This is a genomic window from Paenibacillus cisolokensis (genome assembly GCF_018403665.1).
GTDB lineage: Bacteria > Bacillota > Bacilli > Paenibacillales > Paenibacillaceae > Paenibacillus_AH > Paenibacillus_AH cisolokensis.
This window is the reverse complement of the sequence record NZ_BOVJ01000140.1, coordinates 11,972-29,516: the sequence shown is the minus strand read 5'-3', so window position 1 is coordinate 29,516 and position 17,545 is coordinate 11,972. Positions and strand designations below refer to the sequence as shown.

The 17,545-nt window shown below is 58.0% G+C and carries 17 protein-coding genes, 1 pseudogene and 1 riboswitch; of the genes and pseudogenes, 4 read left to right on the top strand and 14 right to left on the bottom strand.

Going from position 1 to position 17,545, the window contains the following annotated elements; translation table 11 throughout:
* Positions 1-178: 178 nt before the first annotated feature.
* Positions 179-379, bottom strand: a riboswitch (FMN riboswitch).
* A 257-nt stretch (positions 380-636) separates the two neighbouring features.
* The 11 genes from PACILC2_RS18765 to PACILC2_RS18715 form a co-directional block, all read right to left on the bottom strand.
* The gene (locus tag PACILC2_RS18765) at positions 637-1,068 is read right to left on the bottom strand and encodes a peptidylprolyl isomerase (protein WP_062492707.1); all 432 of its coding nucleotides are present in this window, start codon (positions 1,066-1,068) and stop codon (positions 637-639) included.
* A 25-nt stretch (positions 1,069-1,093) separates the two neighbouring features.
* A complete protein-coding gene (gene lysA / locus PACILC2_RS18760; RefSeq protein ID WP_213530097.1) occupies positions 1,094-2,425 on the bottom strand; it encodes a diaminopimelate decarboxylase in 1,332 nt (443 codons plus the stop codon).
* Between the two features lie 112 nt (positions 2,426-2,537).
* Positions 2,538-4,172: a spore germination protein gene (locus tag PACILC2_RS18755; protein ID WP_062492705.1), complete on the bottom strand. Its 1,635-nt coding sequence runs from the start codon at positions 4,170-4,172 to the stop codon at positions 2,538-2,540.
* Between the two features lie 21 nt (positions 4,173-4,193).
* On the bottom strand, positions 4,194-4,622 hold the full coding sequence (locus PACILC2_RS18750; protein WP_062492704.1) for a stage V sporulation protein AB: 429 nt from the start codon (positions 4,620-4,622) through the stop codon (positions 4,194-4,196).
* A gap of 12 nt (positions 4,623-4,634) precedes the next feature.
* Complete coding sequence (locus PACILC2_RS18745) at positions 4,635-5,294, bottom strand: stage V sporulation protein AA (protein WP_062492703.1); 660 nt, start codon at positions 5,292-5,294, stop codon at positions 4,635-4,637.
* Between the two features lie 119 nt (positions 5,295-5,413).
* Complete coding sequence (gene sigF, locus PACILC2_RS18740) at positions 5,414-6,169, bottom strand: RNA polymerase sporulation sigma factor SigF (protein WP_062492702.1); 756 nt, start codon at positions 6,167-6,169, stop codon at positions 5,414-5,416.
* Positions 6,147-6,635 carry an anti-sigma F factor gene (gene spoIIAB, locus PACILC2_RS18735; RefSeq protein ID WP_213530095.1) on the bottom strand — a complete coding sequence of 163 codons (489 nt, stop codon included), beginning with the start codon at positions 6,633-6,635 and terminating at the stop codon, positions 6,147-6,149. Before spoIIAB ends, sigF begins: the two co-directional genes overlap by 23 nt.
* Complete coding sequence (gene spoIIAA / locus PACILC2_RS18730) at positions 6,632-6,985, bottom strand: anti-sigma F factor antagonist (protein WP_062492700.1); 354 nt, start codon at positions 6,983-6,985, stop codon at positions 6,632-6,634. The genes spoIIAB and spoIIAA overlap by 4 nt, the downstream gene beginning before the upstream one ends.
* Before the next feature lie 140 nt (positions 6,986-7,125).
* The gene (locus PACILC2_RS18725) at positions 7,126-8,319 is read right to left on the bottom strand and encodes a D-alanyl-D-alanine carboxypeptidase family protein (protein ID WP_062492699.1); all 1,194 of its coding nucleotides are present in this window, start codon (positions 8,317-8,319) and stop codon (positions 7,126-7,128) included.
* Positions 8,320-8,526: 207 nt separating this feature from the next.
* Complete coding sequence (locus PACILC2_RS18720) at positions 8,527-8,946, bottom strand: WGxxGxxG family protein (protein WP_062492698.1); 420 nt, start codon at positions 8,944-8,946, stop codon at positions 8,527-8,529.
* A gap of 164 nt (positions 8,947-9,110) precedes the next feature.
* Entirely contained in the window at positions 9,111-9,698 is a 588-nt protein-coding gene (locus PACILC2_RS18715) for a cell wall hydrolase (RefSeq protein ID WP_062492697.1), read from the bottom strand.
* Between the two features lie 199 nt (positions 9,699-9,897).
* Between PACILC2_RS18715 and PACILC2_RS18710 the strand changes: the two genes are divergently transcribed.
* Positions 9,898-10,512: a DedA family protein gene (locus tag PACILC2_RS18710; RefSeq protein WP_062492696.1), complete on the top strand. Its 615-nt coding sequence runs from the start codon at positions 9,898-9,900 to the stop codon at positions 10,510-10,512.
* A 25-nt stretch (positions 10,513-10,537) separates the two neighbouring features.
* Positions 10,538-11,008: a GNAT family N-acetyltransferase gene (locus tag PACILC2_RS18705; protein WP_372447174.1), complete on the top strand. Its 471-nt coding sequence runs from the start codon at positions 10,538-10,540 to the stop codon at positions 11,006-11,008.
* On the opposite strand, the gene PACILC2_RS18700 is transcribed toward PACILC2_RS18705, so the two are convergent.
* Together PACILC2_RS18700 and PACILC2_RS18695 are read right to left on the bottom strand one after the other, a co-directional pair.
* Complete coding sequence (locus PACILC2_RS18700; protein WP_062492694.1) at positions 11,003-11,275, bottom strand: hypothetical protein; 273 nt, start codon at positions 11,273-11,275, stop codon at positions 11,003-11,005. The two genes, PACILC2_RS18705 and PACILC2_RS18700, sit on opposite strands and share 6 nt — an antisense overlap.
* 28 nt (positions 11,276-11,303) lie before the next feature.
* Positions 11,304-12,089 carry a PQQ-dependent sugar dehydrogenase gene (locus PACILC2_RS18695; RefSeq protein WP_244863632.1) on the bottom strand — a complete coding sequence of 262 codons (786 nt, stop codon included), beginning with the start codon at positions 12,087-12,089 and terminating at the stop codon, positions 11,304-11,306.
* A 690-nt stretch (positions 12,090-12,779) separates the two neighbouring features.
* On the opposite strand from PACILC2_RS18695, the gene helD reads away from it, so the two are divergent.
* A complete protein-coding gene (gene helD / locus PACILC2_RS18690) occupies positions 12,780-15,065 on the top strand; it encodes an RNA polymerase recycling motor HelD (RefSeq protein WP_244863631.1) in 2,286 nt (761 codons plus the stop codon).
* Between the two features lie 107 nt (positions 15,066-15,172).
* A pseudogene (locus tag PACILC2_RS18685) lies at positions 15,173-16,587 on the top strand (hypothetical protein).
* 93 nt (positions 16,588-16,680) lie between these two features.
* Here PACILC2_RS18685 and PACILC2_RS18680 read toward each other — a convergent pair.
* On the bottom strand, positions 16,681-17,469 hold the full coding sequence (locus tag PACILC2_RS18680; RefSeq protein WP_213530099.1) for an undecaprenyl-diphosphate phosphatase: 789 nt from the start codon (positions 17,467-17,469) through the stop codon (positions 16,681-16,683).
* Positions 17,470-17,545 lie beyond the last annotated feature (76 nt).

Sequence of the window (17,545 nt, the reverse complement as noted above, 5' to 3'; positions counted from 1 at the left end):
GGGGTTTTACGGTTCGTATCAGCTTCGAAAGAAAGCATACGCAAACAAAGGTCTGCTCTGTCCGGACATCGCTCCTGCCTCCATATCCTTTACGACCGATCAACCGGCCGCTCGCAAAGGCAGGTGAAAAAAAGAACATGAGCAAACAGACCTTAAGTATGGCACGCAATACCGAAGCGTTCCCCTTCTCCCATCCAGACTATACTGTCGGTCCCGGATTCGCACCAGGTCCACCGTACCGCCTCCGTCCCGCATATCGGGTAAGGAATGGCGGTCCGGGTCACGGACTGACGAAGAAAGTGCAAGCGGTCCGGATGTCCGGTGCCGCGCTTCCCCGATCACCGCCGGTTGGGAATTTCACCCAGCCCCGAAGGAAAGCCGCTAAGATCGTATTCTTATGCGCTTTGCCGGTTAGACGAAAAGCAAACGCCTAACGTTGAATGAAATAGTACCACTTCATCAAGAAAAAAGCAAGCGTTCGCCAACGCAGCAAGCGCCGGCGGTCGCCCGAGGCCGCAGCGCCTTTCCTGCGCCGGCCGTCGGAGGAGCCCTATCGGGCGCGCTGCCGGGGCGACGCGAGCGAATAAAGCCGCGGACAGCAAGAAAGGCCAACGGCCGACAGGCCGTTGGCTATTTTTACACCTCGTATACTTCCACCTTGTCCATTTTGTCGCGGCCTTTGAACGCGTCGACATGCTCCATCCCTTTGGACACTTTGCCAAACACCGTATGCTCGCCGTCGAGATGCGGCTGCGGCTGGTAGCAAATATAAAACTGGCTGCCGCCCGTATTCCGGCCGGCATGCGCCATTGCCACCGTACCGCGCTCATGCTTGTTCGGGTTGATTTCGCAATTGATCGTATAGCCGGGGCCGCCGGTGCCGTTGCCCTTCGGACACCCGCCCTGCGCGACGAAGCCCGGAATGACACGATGAAAGACCAGGCCGTTGTAAAAGCCGCTGTTGGCCAGTTTCTCGAAATTGCCGACCGTGTTCGGCGCGTCCTGTTCGAACAGATCGATGACGATTTCCGCGCCGTTCTCCATTGTAATTTTCGCTTGCTTTGCCATGCGGTCACGCTCCTTACGCGTTCGGTTATTTCCCGGTCGGCGCTTTGCGCAGCCGCTGCGGGATCACGTCATTGGCGACAATATCGTGCAGCGACTCGCGCTTCACGGCAAGATCCGCCTGTCCGTCCTTCACGAATACGACGGCAGGACGGCGAATGCGGTTATAATTGCTCGCCATCGCATAATTGTACGCTCCCGTGCAGAAGACTGCAAGCAAATCGCCGATATTCGCTTTCGGCAAATCGAGATCCCAGATCAGCATGTCGCCGCTCTCGCAGCATTTGCCGGCGATCGAAACCGTCTCTTCGGCCGGCTCGTTCGCGCGGTTGGCGAGCACCGCTTCGTATTTCGACTGGTACAGCGCCGGGCGCGGGTTGTCCGTCATGCCGCCGTCGACGGCGATATATTTGCGTACGCCGGGAATTTCCTTGGTCGTCCCGACCGTATACAGCGTCGTGCCGGCGTCGCCGACGATGCTTCGGCCCGGCTCCACCCAAATTTCCGGCAGCGGGAATCCGGCCGCCGTAAAATTGGAGATGACCGCGTCCGTAATCGCCTTGACATACTCGCGGATCGGCAGCGGCTTGTCTTCCGCCGTATACCGGATGCCGAAGCCGCCGCCAAGGTTGACGACCTTGAACGTAACGTTCAGCTCGTCCCGCACTTTAATGGCGAAAGCGGCTACTTTGTCCACCGCCATTTTGAACCCTTCCACCTCGAAAATTTGCGAGCCGATATGGGAGTGAACGCCGAGCAGCACCAGATTCGGCTGCTCGATCGCTTCCTTGACGGCGCGATAAGCCGAACCGTTGGCAAGGTCGAAGCCGAACTTGGAATCCTGCTGTCCGGTCGAGATGTAGTCGTGGGTATGCGCTTCGACGCCCGGCGTAATGCGCAGCAGAATATTCGCTTTTTTACCCTTTTCCCCCGCCAGTGCGTTCAGCAGCTTCAACTCGGTAAAGTTGTCCACGACGAAACAGCCGATATTGGCATCCAGCGCCATGACGATTTCCTCGGGCGTCTTGTTATTCCCGTGGAAGTGGATGCGGCCGGCCGGAAATCCCGCCTGCAGCGCGGTGTACAGTTCGCCGTCGGAGACGACGTCAAGCGACAGGCCTTCCTGCTCGGCGATGGCGCACATCGCCATCACACTGAACGCCTTGCTGGCGTATGCGACCTGGAAGTTCAGGCCCGAAGCGCGGAACGCCTCGACATATTCACGGGCGCGCTGACGGACGAGCGCCTCGTCCACGACATAAAGAGGAGTGCCGAATTCTTTCGCCAACTCGGTCGTATCGCAACCGCCAATTTCCAGATGCCCTTTGGCATTAATCTTAGAAGTTCCATGCAAATACATAAATCGATCCCTCTGCTTTCTCCATCGTTCGGAAAAATAAGTTTGCACCTATTTCACCAGTATAGCGCAAACCCGCTTCGGGAGAAATGGATAATTCAGCATTTGATTTGTATTAATCGGTACGCGGCATTTTGTCGCGCTGCTGCGGCCGCAGCAAATTGGGGCGCATCCGGTTCTGCAGCACGGGCGGGCGAATGAGAAAGTTGGCCATCGACCGCAAATCGAACGGAATGAACGGCCACATGTACGGGCGGTTGAACGAGCGCATCGTCACCAGCATGATGAAAATCAGCGTCGTCACGACGATTAAGCCGGGCGCCCGGAACAGCGCGACGGCGATAATGAGCAGCAGCCGCACGATCCGGTTGGCCAGACCGAGCTCGTAGCTGGGCGTTGCGAACATGCCGATGGCGGCGACCGCCATGTAGAGGATCACCTCGTTGACGAACAGCCCTGTCTTCACAGCCACGTCGCCAATCAGGATGGCCGCGATCAACGACATGGCCGTCGCCAGCGGAGACGGCGTATGGACGGACGCCATGCGCATCAGATCGACCCCGATTTCGGCCAGCACGAACTGCATGACGAGCGGAATGTCGCCCGTCTCGTTCGGTCCGATAAAGGCCATGCCGGGCGGCACCATGCCGGGTTCGAGCACGAGCAAAAACCAGAGCGGCATCAAAAACAGCGAAGCGAGTACGCCGATAAACCGGACCCAGCGCAAATAGGTGCCCATGAACGGCGTTTGCCGGTTTTCCTCGGCGTGCTGCATCAGATCGAAGAAGGTGGTCGGCAAAATCATGACGCTCGGGGAGGTATCGACAAAGACGGTCACATTGCCTTCCAGCAGATGTGCCGCCACGACATCCGGCCGTTCGGAGTAGCGGACGAGCGGAAACGGATTCCATCCCCGTTTGACTGTCGCCTCCTCCAGCTGCTTGTCGGCCAGCGGGATGCCGTCGATTTCCACCTGCTTGATTTTGTCGCGAATCGATTCGAGCAGCCGCCTGTCGACGATGTCGTCGATATAGGCGATGCAAACGTCTGTCTTCGTTCGTTTGCCGATTTGCACCACTTCGTATCTGAGCCTCGGGTCGCGCAGCCGTCTGCGCACAAGCGATACATTCGTCATGAGCGTTTCGGTAAAGCCGTCCCGGCTCCCGCGAACGACGCGTTCCAGCGAAGGCTCCTCCGGCGAGCGCGTCGGAAAATTTTTCGCATCGATCATAAGGGCGGCAGGTTCGCCTTCTATGAACAGGACGGCGTTGCCGGACAGCGACGCCGTCACGAGCTTGTTCCAATCGCTCTCGATTTTCACCTGAATGGCGGGAACATAATAGCGGAAGAAATCGTGGAGGGCATCCGCCGACACGGCATCCGGATGCAAATAAGTGAGCCGCTCCAACACTTCCGTCAGCAGTTGGTCCTTGACAAGTCCGTTCATATGCAGAAGCGCGGTTCTTCGCCCTCCGAGCGTCATCTCGCGCACGACGACATCGAAGCTGGTGTCAAGGCCGCATTCTTCCTTCAGCCGTTCAAGCACGCGGTCGATGGACGGCGAAACTTCGTTTTCGCCGTTGTTCCCGCCCGGCGCGGCCGCCTTTTCCATTTCCAGACGGATGCTTTCCGTCTCCTCGAAGCTGTCCATGCCTTCGCGTCCGTCTCCTCCGGTTTCCGCGAAAGGCGGGATCGCTTCCCGAATATCGCCAATATCGCCTTCTCCCGTATTTTGCCGCCAATTCGTCATGATGTCACCTCGCAGGTCTATTTATCGCTGATATACAAGCCAGTCGAACAGCGAACCGGCCGTTTTGCCGAGCGCCATCGCCATCAGGAGCGCAACCAGATAATCGGAAAGATTCAGCCGCTTTGCCAAAATCGGAATGACGTTCATCACTTCGGTCAGCGCCGCGGCAAGCATGCCGATAAAAATGCCGTCGATCAATCCGACGAAGCTAAGTGCAGCCCGCGCCGGAACATGAATTTTCCAGTCGAGAAAATCGGCGAACGTCCAGTACAGCGATCCGGCGATAACCGCCGTTTCGAACCAGACCGAATGACGGTAGGCGCAAGCGATCTGGGCGAGCCGCGGGATCAGGTCCAGCACGATCAGCAGGGCCACCATGCCGCTTCCGACGGCGACGCCTCCCGCGATGCCCAGAAAGGCGATAAATCCGTTCGCAGCCCATTCTGCCATCGGAACACCTCCTTATCCGCCCGACTCCGGCTTCCTGCCGTCCACCGGATTTCCTCCGTCCGACTTTTTGCGCATTTCGTCGGCAATCACATAGGCGTTAACGTTTTCCTCGTACATATAAAGCTCCAGCTCCAGCGGATTCGGCTCTTCGTTGAACCTCTTCCGGAACAGGTGGTTGAAAAACACCATCATGCCAAGACCGACGCCGAGCGAATACGGGATTTGAAACCATAGCGGATGGTCGACCCGCTCGCCGGTGACAAGCTCCGTAATCCGCATATGGACTTCTTTCATGCTTACGTCGGTATGAAAATTCATGATGGCCAGTCCCGCTCCGAAAAAGAGCAGCAGCCAGGCGAAGACGAGGATGTAGAAGCGGGGTTTCGCCGACTTCTCCGCCACCACGACCAGCACTTGCGGTTCGCCGTACGCTTCCACCGTCAGATCGGGCGCGGCCTCGCGGACCGTTTTGACGACCTGCAGCAAATCGATGACGACCCGGTTGCCGTCCTCCTGGCGGTGGCGGTACAGGACAAGCTCCTTCAGTTCCGTCTCCATCCCGATATCGGTGAAAAGGCGGGCCGCGTGGCCCAGCTTGACAGTCTGGCCCGGCCTGATCGATATCCGCTTTCGCAGCCGGATGTAAAGAACGGACGGTTTCGTCGTATTCATGCTGCGTTCACCCTTTATTGCGCACCTTTCGGTTGCATCGTTTGCTTATCGTTAGTATGAGATGACCGCCGACCCGCTAATCGTTTCTTTTCGATTCAAAAATGTAAAAACCAGATGCGCTATTGCGCAATCTGGTTTCGGATGGACTGCAAAATCTTTTTTTCGAGGCGGGAGACTTGCACTTGCGATATGCCGAGCCGGCTTGCGACTTCCGACTGGGTCTGGTCGCGGTAATAGCGCAAATAGACGATCAGCCTCTCCCGCTCCGACAGCCCTTCGATCGCTTCGTTCAGCGCCATCTTGTCGAACCAGCGGTCCTGGGAATCGTCCGCTATCTGATCCATCAGCGTAATCGGATCCCCGTCGTTCTCAAATACCGTTTCGTGAATCGAGGAGGGCGGCTTGTTCGCTTCCTGGGCGAAAACGACATCTTCCGGCGTAATGCCGAGCCGGTCGGCGATTTCCCGCACGGTCGGCAGGCGGCCGAGCGTCTTGGAAAGCTCGTCCCGCGTTTTGCGGACCTTGTTAGCCGTCTCCTTCAGCGAGCGGCTCACCTTGAGCGTGCCGTCGTCCCGCAAAAACCGTTGAATTTCGCCGATGATCATCGGAACGGCATACGTGGAAAACTTGACGTCATAGGACAGGTCGAATTTGTCGACCGATTTCAAGAGCCCGATGCAGCCGATCTGGAACAGATCTTCGGGATCGTAGCCCCGGTTCATGAACCGCTGCACGACCGACCAGACGAGCCGGATGTTGCATTGTACGAGCGTATCCCTGGCAAGCGAGTCTCCGGTCTGACTGAGCGCGATAAGCCGTTTCACTTCCGCGTCGTCCAGATACGGCTGCGCGTTATGTTTCCAATCGACATCCATGAGGTCCAACCCCTATGCGCTTAATTGTACAGCGCTTTTTCGACTCGATGCGCTTCGTCATGGCGATTTGCGTCCCTTGGCCCGGTTCGCTGGACACCTCGAAGCGGTCCATGAAATTTTCCATAATCGTGAAGCCCATACCCGAACGTTCCAATTCCGGCTTCGACGTATACAGCGGCTGCCTTGCCAGCTCCAGATCCTCGATTCCCCGGCCTTTGTCGATCACGACGATCGATACGGTATCGCCCTCGATCGCCACTTCGATCGTCACCATACCGTCAGGATCGCCGTCGTAGCCGTGGATAATCGCATTGGTCACCGCTTCGGACACGGCCGTCTTCAAATCATTGAGCTCTTCCATCGTCGGATCGAGTTGCGAGACGAAAGCGGCAACCGCCACCCGGGCGAACGATTCGTTCTCCGAGCGTGCCGAAAACGTCAGCATCATCATGTTGGCTCCGTTCATGATACGACCTCCAGACTTGTGAGCGCCGCGCGCTCATTCTCGTGAATCGTCAAAATTTTGAACAAGCCCGACAGCTCGAACAACCGATACACGTTCGGATTGACGGCGCAGACGGCCATCTTTCCGCCTTTGGCCTTCAACTGTTTGTATCGGCCAAGGATGACGCCAAGTCCGGAGCTGTCCATAAACTGCAGCTCCTTGAGACTGAGGATGATGTGATCGCTATTTCCCCGCAATATCGCTTCCTCCATCTTGTGGCGCACGATATCGGCCGTATGATGGTCAAGCTCTCCGCGGAGGCGGACGATCAGCACATTGCGGTAGTGCTCCAATTCCACTTGAAGACTCATGCCCTAAATCAACTCCTCCCCGTGATGAACAAGCAATTCTCCACAGGGAGAAGCTTCTCCTGCCTCCCGACAAAACTAGAAGCAGGACGCTACAACCCGACAAAATCGGCCTCGGACGACGGCATCCGCCAATTCGGCGCCTATGTAAACAGCCCGGCGCACGTCCGTTTGAACAGCTTCCACCAACCCGCCTTGCCTATCGATACCGGCGATTCGACCGGAAATTCCGATATGACGCGGTTGTCCTGATAGACGACGATTCGCCCGATCGGCTGCCCGATCCCGATCGGCGCTTTCAGCACGCCGTCCAGCTTCAGCTCGTGGCGGATATTTTGCGTCGAGGCTCCTTTTTTGATCAGGACGCTGTACGGATGCTTGGCTGTCAGGTTCAAATCCGGCACATCGCCTTTTTCGATTTTCACCTTGCCGATCGGATCGCCTTCTTTCAGGATCGGATAGTTCGTATATTGGGCAAATGCATAATCCATCATCGATCCGACCTCGGCATTGCGGGTCTTCGTGTTCGGTTCGCCCATCACGACGGCAATGACCCGGAAATTGTCGCGCTTCGCCGTCGCGGTCAGACAAAATTTCGCTTCGCTCGTAAATCCGGTCTTCAAGCCGTCCGCACCGCTATAAAATCGGACAAGTTTGTTCGTATTGACGAGCCAGAACGGCTTGGGCGACGATTTGCGCAAGTAATCCTGGTAGAGCCCGGTATATTTCGTAATTTCGGTATGCTTGAGCAATTCTTTGGACATGATGGCAATGTCGTGGGCGGACGTGTAATGATTTTCCGCCGGCAAGCCGCTGCAATTGACGAAATGCGTGTTTTTCAGCCCCAGCTGCTTCGCCTTCTCATTCATCATGTTGACGAACTGCTGCTCGGTTCCGGCGATTTTCTCCGCAAGTGCGACCGAAGCGTCGTTGCCGGATGCGAGCGCGATGCCTTTGATCATTTCCTCCACCGTCATCTCTTCTCCCGGTTCGAGGAAAATTTGCGAACCGCCCATCGATGCGGCATGTTCGCTGGTCTGCACTTTGTCCGTCAGCTTCAGCCTGCCGTCATCCAGCGCTTCCATCACGAGCAGCAGCGTCATCACTTTCGTAATGCTGGCCGGCGGAAGTCTGTCGTGACTGTTCTTTTCATAGATGATCGTACCGCTGTCCGCATCCATCAGAATGGCGGACAACGCGGACGGAGCCAGATCGAGCTCGCCCTGCGGAGATTGCTGCGCTTCCTTCTTGTCCTTGGCCGGATCGGGCTCCTTCGCCCATGCGGCGGCAGCCGGCATGGCGACCGCAAAGGCGAGCAGCAAAGCGCACAGCTTCATTACAACAGTTTTCACGGGCTTTATTCCCTCCTGCATGATGATGTTTCCGGCGGGCGCGGCATCAGAAGCCGCAGGCCGTTCTCGGGGTATTGTCCATTTCCAGTTTCACCCTTAACCCAAGAAAATATTCCAAAACGAATTCAAACAAAAAAGGAAGACCTGTATGGTCTCCCTGTCGCCGGTCATCGGATCGGCGGTAGACGTGATTCAGGTGCGCTCGCGGTCGCGGCCGCGCAGCCCGGCAAGGCCGATCAGGCCAAGCAGGCCGAGCCATCCCCAGTCGAATCCGCCGTTGTTAGCGGTCGTTCTGGCGCGATAGGTCGTGCCGGTCGTACCGTACGTCGTGGCGCGGCCGTTGCCGTTCATCAGACGGTCGCCGCTGTAGCGGTACGTGCCGTCCGTGCCGTAACGGTTATTGCGGTCCATGCCGTACGTATCGTACGTATTGGTGTTCACTTCCGCAAACCGGTTCACCCTGCTTTTCGTATCGTTTACGCCATATGCATTGATTCTTGCGCCGTCGGCCGTGCCCGATTTCGACGCCGTATCCCCCGCCGCGTGCGCGGGAACAGCGAGCGTCAACGCAAGGCATGCCGTGAGCGCAAAACCGCTCAGCCTTTTGTTCATGAACGCAGGTCTCCTTTGTATTATAAAGTGACGGGACACGAAATCCGTTCCCTTGCTTTGTTTTTCCCCTGCGTTCCTGAACTCATGCGGACCGGGAGCGGTCAATATCTGTAACATGCGGCCGATTGCCGGAAATCGAGTCATATCGTTGTCCGGCAATTCCGCTACCGGGCGAATATATGCCGGCCGATCGTCACGATCGGCTCCCGCGTTCGGATCCAGTCCGATGTGGCAATATCCGGATTATAATAATATAACGCCCCGCCGGTCGGATCCCAGCCTCTTACCGCTTCCAATGCGGCGCGGTAAGCGGTATCGTTCGGCTCCAGCTCGTATTGCCCGTCCGCGACCGCCGTAAACGCGCGCGGCTGATGAATGACGCCGCTCACGGTATCGGGGAAGCCTTCCGCCCGAACCCGATTCAGAACGACGGCGCCGACGGCAACCTGCCCCGCAAACGATTCGCCCCGGGCTTCGGCGTGAATAATGCGGGCAAGCTGTTCGAACTCGGCGCTTCCGACCGGGACTGCCGGCGAATTCGTCCACGGTTGATGCCCGGCCAGTCCTTGCGTTATCATTCCGTCATACCGGCCGTATCGTTCCGCCGGATCGGCGGTCATCAAACGATAAAAAGAGCCGCTGTCCCCGGCAGTAGTCTGCGAAACCGAGCCGTATGCGGCCGGCATAAAAACAAACAGTACGCAAGCCGCAAGAAGCGCTCCGCGTACCGTTCGGTCAAAGGCCTTGTTCACGAAGCTCTCCTCCTCCCGTCATGCGGATATCGAAGGAACAAGACTTGTGACGATTGTAACACGGCGCGTTTCGCGAACGTAACCTGCAGATTTTTCCGCATCCAAAGGATCGATAGAACCTCTATCATTTGTCAACGAAACCGCCAATAAGATATGATAGGGACATAAACGATTGCAGAATCGGGTGAACAACTAAAAAATGGGATACGAAACGCTGCTGGCGTTCGTCGGCGATTGGGGCCAATACACTTTCTTTATCGTGCTCTGCCTCGGCCTTATCGGCTTGCCGATCCCGAACGAGGTCGTCGTGATGACCGCCGGCCTGCTAGCGGTCAGCGGCATTCTTCCGCCGGTTCCGACATTCGCCATGACGACGCTCGGCATTATGTCGGGAATGACCTTCGGGTATTCGGTCGGCCGCTTCGCCGGCCACCAGTTCCATGCCCGGCTGGCGCGGAGAAAAAGCATCGGCCAGTTTCTGGCAAGGGCACAGCAACTCGGGCAAAAATACGGCGGGTATGCGATATGCCTGAGCATCTTTCTTCCGCTGCTGCGGCATGTGACCCCTTACGCGCTCGGACTGAACCATATGATCTACGGCACATTCGCCCTGTTTGCCTACAGCTCGGCTTTCATTTGGACTTCCATCTATTTTGTGCTCGGGATGTTCGTCGGGGATCGCGTGGAGGAAATCGGACAGCTCATTTATCAATACGGTCTTGTCGTCATCTGGATTTTGGCTGTCGGTTTCGCGCTATTCATGGCCGTAAAATATTTCAGCGCCCGCCGCAAAGCGAAAAGCAAAAGTCAGTAACGGAAAACGGGAGTGGATGGGATTCATGAACGTGATGCGCGCAGCAACGCTTGAGCAGCTGCAGCAATGTCTGGCTATACGCGAGGAAGTATTCGTGAAGGAACAAGGAGTCGACCCGGCGATCGAAATCGACCGTTATGACGATTCGCCGTTGGCATGCGTTCATATGCTGCTGACGGTCGAAGGTCAGCCGGCCGCAACGGGAAGAATAATACGATATGAGGAGCGGACGGCCAAGCTGCAGCGGATTGCCGTTCTGCCCGAATATAGAGGCATAGGGGCGGGGCGCCGGCTCGTCGAGGCGATGGAAGAGCAAGCCTGGCGTGACGGATTCCGGCGCATCGTGCTCGACGCCCAATGCCACGCCGAGCCGTTCTATGTCAAGCTCGGCTACCGGACCGTCTCGGACGAGCCTTTCCTGGATGCCGGCATTCCGCATGTCCGCATGACGAAAGAGAAGCTGGAACCGGCTTTCCATCCGGAACCGTTGTCATGACGGTTCCGGATTCATGCTCTCCAGCGCGGCCCCGACAAGCTTGTCGAACAGCTCGTCGTCTTCCTCCAGCCGTTCCTCGACGGCCATAATTTCGCTTTCGACGCCCGATTTTCCGTAGAAGAGCAGGCTGTAACCCCAATCCTCCCCGCTCTTGCTGTGCAACGTCAGTTCATAGGGCTGGGAATGCCCTTTCGCCTCGAACCGCACCGTTCCGACATAACCGTCGGCATCCCGGGACATTTGCGCTTCCAATATTACGATTTCCATTCGCATTCCGCCTTTCTCGCTTCTTAAATCATCGCAGATCGATCCGCAGAAGCCTGTCGTCTTCAGGTTTAGGCCGCCCCCTGCCGTCCGTGTTGCCGGTCAGAATATAGGCGGCGTCTTCCGTCAACAGCACATCCCTCAGCCGCCCTTCGCCTTCCAGCAGCACTTCGACATCTTCGCCGCCGGGCGTGTAACGGACAAGCCGGTTGCCGGCCAATCCGGCCGCCAACACCCGACCGTTTCGGTCGACCGCCATGCCGGACGGCGCGAGCGTATCTTCTCCGGTATGATACAGAGGAGGAATCATCCCTTCCCGGCTTTCATCGCCGATCATCTCCGGCCAGCCGTAATTGCCGCCCGGTTCGATGGCGTTGATTTCATCATGGCCGCCGGGCACGGAGGAAGGACCGTGCTCCGTACTGTAGAGCGTCCCGTCGGTTGCCCAGCCGATGCCTTGCGGATTGCGGTGACCGTAAGAATAAACATAGGAACCGGGAAACGGATTGTCTTCGGGAACGCCGCCGTCCGGTTTCATCCGCAAAATTTTGCCGCCGAGACTTTGCAAATTTTGCGGCAGCTCCTCGTCGCCCGCATCGCCGGTCGTCGCATAGAGCATGCCGTCCGGTCCGAACGCAAGCCGCCCGCCGTTATGGATTACGCCTCCCGGAATGCGCTCCAGCAGCGCGTCCTGCTCGCGCCAGCTCCCTCCTTCCGGCACAAGCGAAACGATCCGGTTGTACGTCCTGCCGCCATCCCGGTATGTATAGTAAGCATAAACGGTCTGCGTGCGGGCAAAATCCGGAGCCAGCGCCAACCCCAAAACACGCCCTCGCCCTGTTCGTAAACCGGCCGGCCGAGGCGGACTTCCTGGCGATCGAACGAGCCGTTAGACGCCACAACGATATGTCCGCCGCGTTCACTGATATAGAACGTTTCCCCGAACCGCTGAACCGACCATGGAATCCGCAGTCCGGACACCACCGCCGCAGGGCCGCCCCCGGATTCCCGCTTCGGTTTTGACGCTTCTTCTTCCGCGCGCCCCGGACCCGTAACCGTTTCGGCGCCGGACGAAACGTCGGGGACAGCCTCCCGCATGCAGGCGGGCAAAAGCAGTGCCGCGGCAAGCAGAACAAGCGCGATCCGATCTTTCATCGCATCTCAACCCTTTATTTCCGTTTTGTTGACAATATCCATTGTACACCAAAAATGCGCCGCGGCCCAAGCGGGCGGAAAAACAAAAAGGGGCGGGAACAAAACCCGCGCCCTGCGATTGAAAGATGTCTTCAAACGTGGTACACTAAAAGATGCGTTCAACCAGTTGTTGGTTAAATACGCAATTAGTCAATTCTAATTATAGCACTATGGAAACATGATGTCAAGCATGGGCAAGGAACGGAAATTTCAATAAACATTTACGGAGGTTGAAGCATGAGCGTTACGGATCAGGAACGGTTGCACGAACAGCGCCGCGTCGACGATGTCAGGGAGAAGCTGCGGCGCGGCATTGAACGGGACGAACCCATCGTGTCCGGACTGCGGAGCCAGGTCGTCGAAATGCGCAAAATTTTGGGACGACGTCACCGTCAACCTGTCGACAGGCGACGATATACTCGAAACGGCGATCAGCATGAAGCAGCAGGCGGAAGTGCTTTCCGAGCGCGAGCGCAGCCACCGGCATTTGCAGGCCAGATTGAACAGGATGAAACGGCTTTATCCTTCGCCTTATTTCGGGCGGATCGATTTCAGGGAAGACGGCGAAGCAGAGGCCGAACGGATCTATATCGGCATCGCTTCATTCGAGGACGAGGATGATGGAACGTACCTCATATACGATTGGCGCACGCCGGTTGCGAGCCTTTATTACGATTATGCGCCCGGTCCGGTACAGTACGAGACGCCTGCAGGCACGATCGGCGGCACGATGGAGCTGAAGCGGCAGTTTCAAATTCGCGACGGCGTCATTCGCGCGCTGTTCGACACCGGCATTACGATCGGCGACGAGCTGCTGCAGCAGGTGCTGGGCAAAGGCGCCGAATCGCGCATGCAGTCGATCGTAGCGACCATACAGCAGGAGCAAAACCGGATTATCCGCAACGACCGTTCCCGCATGCTGATCGTACAGGGAGCTGCGGGAAGCGGCAAAACATCAGCCGCGCTGCAGCGCGTCGCGTACTTGCTCTACAAGCATCGCGAGCGGCTGACAGCCGACCAGATGGTGCTGTTCTCGCCCAATCCGCTGTTCAACAGCTACGTCTCCTCCGTTCTTCCGGAGCTGGGCGAAGAAAATATGCAGCAGACGACATTCCAGGAATATCTGGAGCATCGTCTCGGCGACGTCTTCCGGCTGGAAGACCCTTACGATCAGATGGAGTACATGCTGACCGCCCGGCATGAACCGGATTACGAGGCGCGAATGGCGGGCATCCGCTACAAGGCGTCGGAGCGGTTCCTTGCAGCCGTGCAATCGTTCGGGAAACGCCTTCTTGCGGGCGGCATGGCGTTCCGCAGCATCCGTTTTCAAGGGCGCACGCTCGTATCCGCCGAAGAAATGGAACGGCAGTTTTACAGCTACGATCCGGCGATCCGGCTTGCGAACCGCGTTCATCTGCTCAAGGAATGGCTGCTGCAACGACTGAATGAACTTGAGAAGGCGGAACGGTCGGCCGACTGGGTAACCGAAGAAATGAATTACCTCGACAACGAGCAGTACCAGCTAGCTTACAACCAGCTGCGCAAACGGCAAAAAGGCAAGGACCCGGCCTTCGACGACGCCGTTCAGGAGGAGGAGCTGATTCGCGCCTATCTGGTAAAGGAACGTTTCAGGCCGCTTCGGCGAAGCGTGAAGCGGCTCCGGTTTGCCGACGTCACGTCCCTCTACCGTCAATTGCTGAACGATCCCGAAACGGCAGCCGATTTCGAGGCGTTTGATCACGGGGCCGGCACATGGCCGCAAATCGCCGAAGCATCGATCCGGCGGCTCGATGCCGGCGAGCTGGCGTACGAGGACGCGACGCCGTATCTGTATTTGAAGGAACTGGTCGAAGGATTCCAGACGAACAATACGATCCGTTACGTGCTGATCGACGAAGCGCAGGACTATTCGCCGTTTCAATTCGAGTTTTTGAAACGGCTGTTCCCGCGCAGCCGAATGACGGCGCTCGGCGATTTTAACCAGGCGATCTTCACCCATGCCGTGGAGCTGGCAAGCGGGGACACGCCGATCGCGCGTCTGTTCGGCGAAGCCGAAACGGAGCGGATCACGCTGCGGCGCAGCTACCGTTCGACCCGGGAAATCGTTGAATTTACGCGGCAAATGCTGCCGGACGGCCACGAAATCGAGCCGTTCGACCGGAGCGGGGGCTTGCCGGCCGTCGTATTCGCAGCGAACGAACAAGCGCGGATCGAAGCGATCGCCAGCGATATGGCGGATCTGCTGGCCGAGGGCTTCGGATCTGTCGCCGTCATTTGCAAGACGGCAGCGGAGAGCGCTGCGGCCTACGAAGCGCTGAAGAACGTTTGCCCGCATCTGACGCTGGTCGACAAGCATACCGCCTCGTTCGAGCAAGGAACGGTCGTCATTCCGTCCTATTTGGCCAAAGGGGTGGAATTCGACGCGGTGCTCATCTACGACGCGTCGGCGGAGACATACGGAGCGGAAAGCGAACGCAAGCTGTTCTATACCGCCTGCACCCGGGCGATGCACCGTCTGCGCCTGTATGCCGTCGGCGAACCGACTCCGTTTCTGGCCGGCGTCTCGCCGTCATCCTACAGCGTCGTCGAACGGCCATAACGGCAGAGACAGACAGCCCGCCGCCAGCCGGCGCTCGATGAACGCCTATCCCCTCTCCCGCATAGACTGGACTGCAAGCCTAGTTTTACGGGAGAGGGCGGTTCAGAATGGATATCCATTTGACGGCGATTCATTGGGTATACCTAAGCTTTATATTGGCGATTATCGGGTTGATGGCGATGCGCAGAGACACATCGCTCATCTGCATCGTCGGCATTTTCGCCATCGGCTTGCTGGCCACCGGCCGTGTCGGCCCCTCGGTCAGCGCCGTATTCGAGAGCTTCATCTTTGCGATCAAAGAGCTTATCGGCACGATTCTGATCATTTCGATCATCGTCGCGATGAGCCGGATACTGATCCGTACCGGCATCAACGAAACGATGATCGCTCCCTTCGCCCGGATGCTGCGCACGCCGGCGCTCGCCTATTGGGGGATCGGCCTGATCATGCTTGTCACGTCGTGTTTTTCTGGCCTTCCCCTGCCGTGGCGCTGATCGGCGCCGTCTTGCTTCCCGTCGCCGTGCGCGTAGGTCTTCCGGCGCTGGGCGCCGCCATGGCGATGAATCTGTTCGGACACGGCATCGCCCTGTCCGGCGACTACATGATTCAGGGCGCGCCGAAGCTTACGGCGGATGCCGCGGGCTTGCCCGTTGCGGACGTCATGGCGGCCAGCGTTCCGCTCGTCGCGGTGATGGGCGTCGTCACGACCGCCGCCGCGTTCTGGATGATGCGGCGCGATATGCAAAGCGGCACATGGCGAGACGGAACCGTATCCGCTTCGGATTCTTCCGCTGCGGAACGTCCGGGCGACGGCGGCGCGAATGGCGCCGCTTTGTTGTCTCCCCGCGCGAAGCGAACGCTGGCCGTCGCTATCCCGCTGCTGTTTGCGGCCGACGTCGCCGCCCTGGCGATATGGAAATTGCAGGGCGGCGACGCTACGGCGCTCATCGGCGGAACAGCGCTGCTGATCATGATTGCCGTTACGCTGCTGGCGCACCGCAACCGCGCATTGGAGAAGACCACTTCCTATCTGATCGACGGCTTCGTCTTCGGCTTTAAAGTGTTCGGGCCCGTTATCCCGATCGCCGCCTTCTTCTACCTCGGCGACTCGGCGTTCGCCGCCCTGTTCGGCGACAAGCTCCCCGCCGGTTCGCACGGCATCGTCAACGATCTCGGCGTTGCGCTGGCCGGCACCGTACCGGTGAACGGCGCCGTCAGCGCCGTCACGCTCACCATTGTCGGCGCCATTACCGGTCTTGACGGTTCCGGCTTCTCCGGCATTTCACTGGCCGGATCGGTCGCCAATCTGTTCGGTACGGCGATCCACTCCGGCACCGCGACGCTGACGGCGCTCGGTCAGATCGCGGCGATCTGGGTCGGCGGCGGTACGCTCGTGCCGTGGGCGCTCATCCCGGCAGCCGCCATCTGCGGCGTCGATCCGTTCGAGTTGGCTCGCCGCAACCTGAAGCCGGTCCTTCTCGGCCTTGCCGTCACGACGGTCGTCGCGATGTTCCTGATTTGACCGACCGCCGCCCGCGGAAATACGATGCCGGAAAGAAATAAGAGCGCGGATGTTGCCGGCAAGCCGGCACCGCGCTCTTATTTCTTTCCGGAATTATAAAATAACAAAAAAGAAGACAGCAGCCAGAACAAAACGGTATACCGCAAACCAGGTATAGCTGATCCGTTTAAGCAAATTGATGAAGGTGACGACGGCCAACATGGCAACGAGGAACGATGCGCCGAGACCGGTCAGGAAGAGCGGCCAATCGGCCCAATCGAGATATTCCCAGCTTTTGTACAAATCGTATCCGCTCGCCCCGAACATAATCGGAACGGAGACGATGAACGTAAATTCAGCCGCCGCCGTCTTGCTGGCGCCGAGCAGCATGCCCCCGGAAATCGTCGAGCCGGAACGCGAAAAACCCGGCCACAACGATAAAATTTGAAAACAGCCGATGCCGAATGCCTGTCTGTACGTCAGATCGTCGAGCGTCTCCGCCGTAATCCGCCGGTTTGCCTTCTCGGCAACAATCATCAGAATGCCGCCGGCGACAAGCGCCCACACGACGGTCATCGGACCGAACAGATACGTTTTGATCGGGCTGTAGAACAGCACGGCCGCGACGAAGGTAGGGAACATCGCCATGACGACGTGCAGCGCATTCAAACCGTTCGACTTCGCCAAATTAAAGTTAAGCAGCGACAGGAAACGCCGCCTGTACAAAACGAGCACCGCCAGTACAGCCCCGAACTGCACGACGATTTCGAACGTTTTGGCCCGTTCTCCGGTAAAATCGAGCAGATGCGCGGTCAGAATCATATGTCCTGACGACGATACGGGCAAAAACTCGGTCAAGCCTTCCACAATTCCCATTATAATCCCGATCCAAATGTCGCTCAGGCGGCATCCCTCCATCCGTTCTCTCTATGTGCCGGCCGGCATCCGCCGATCCGGTTCCGGCTACAAAATGATTCGG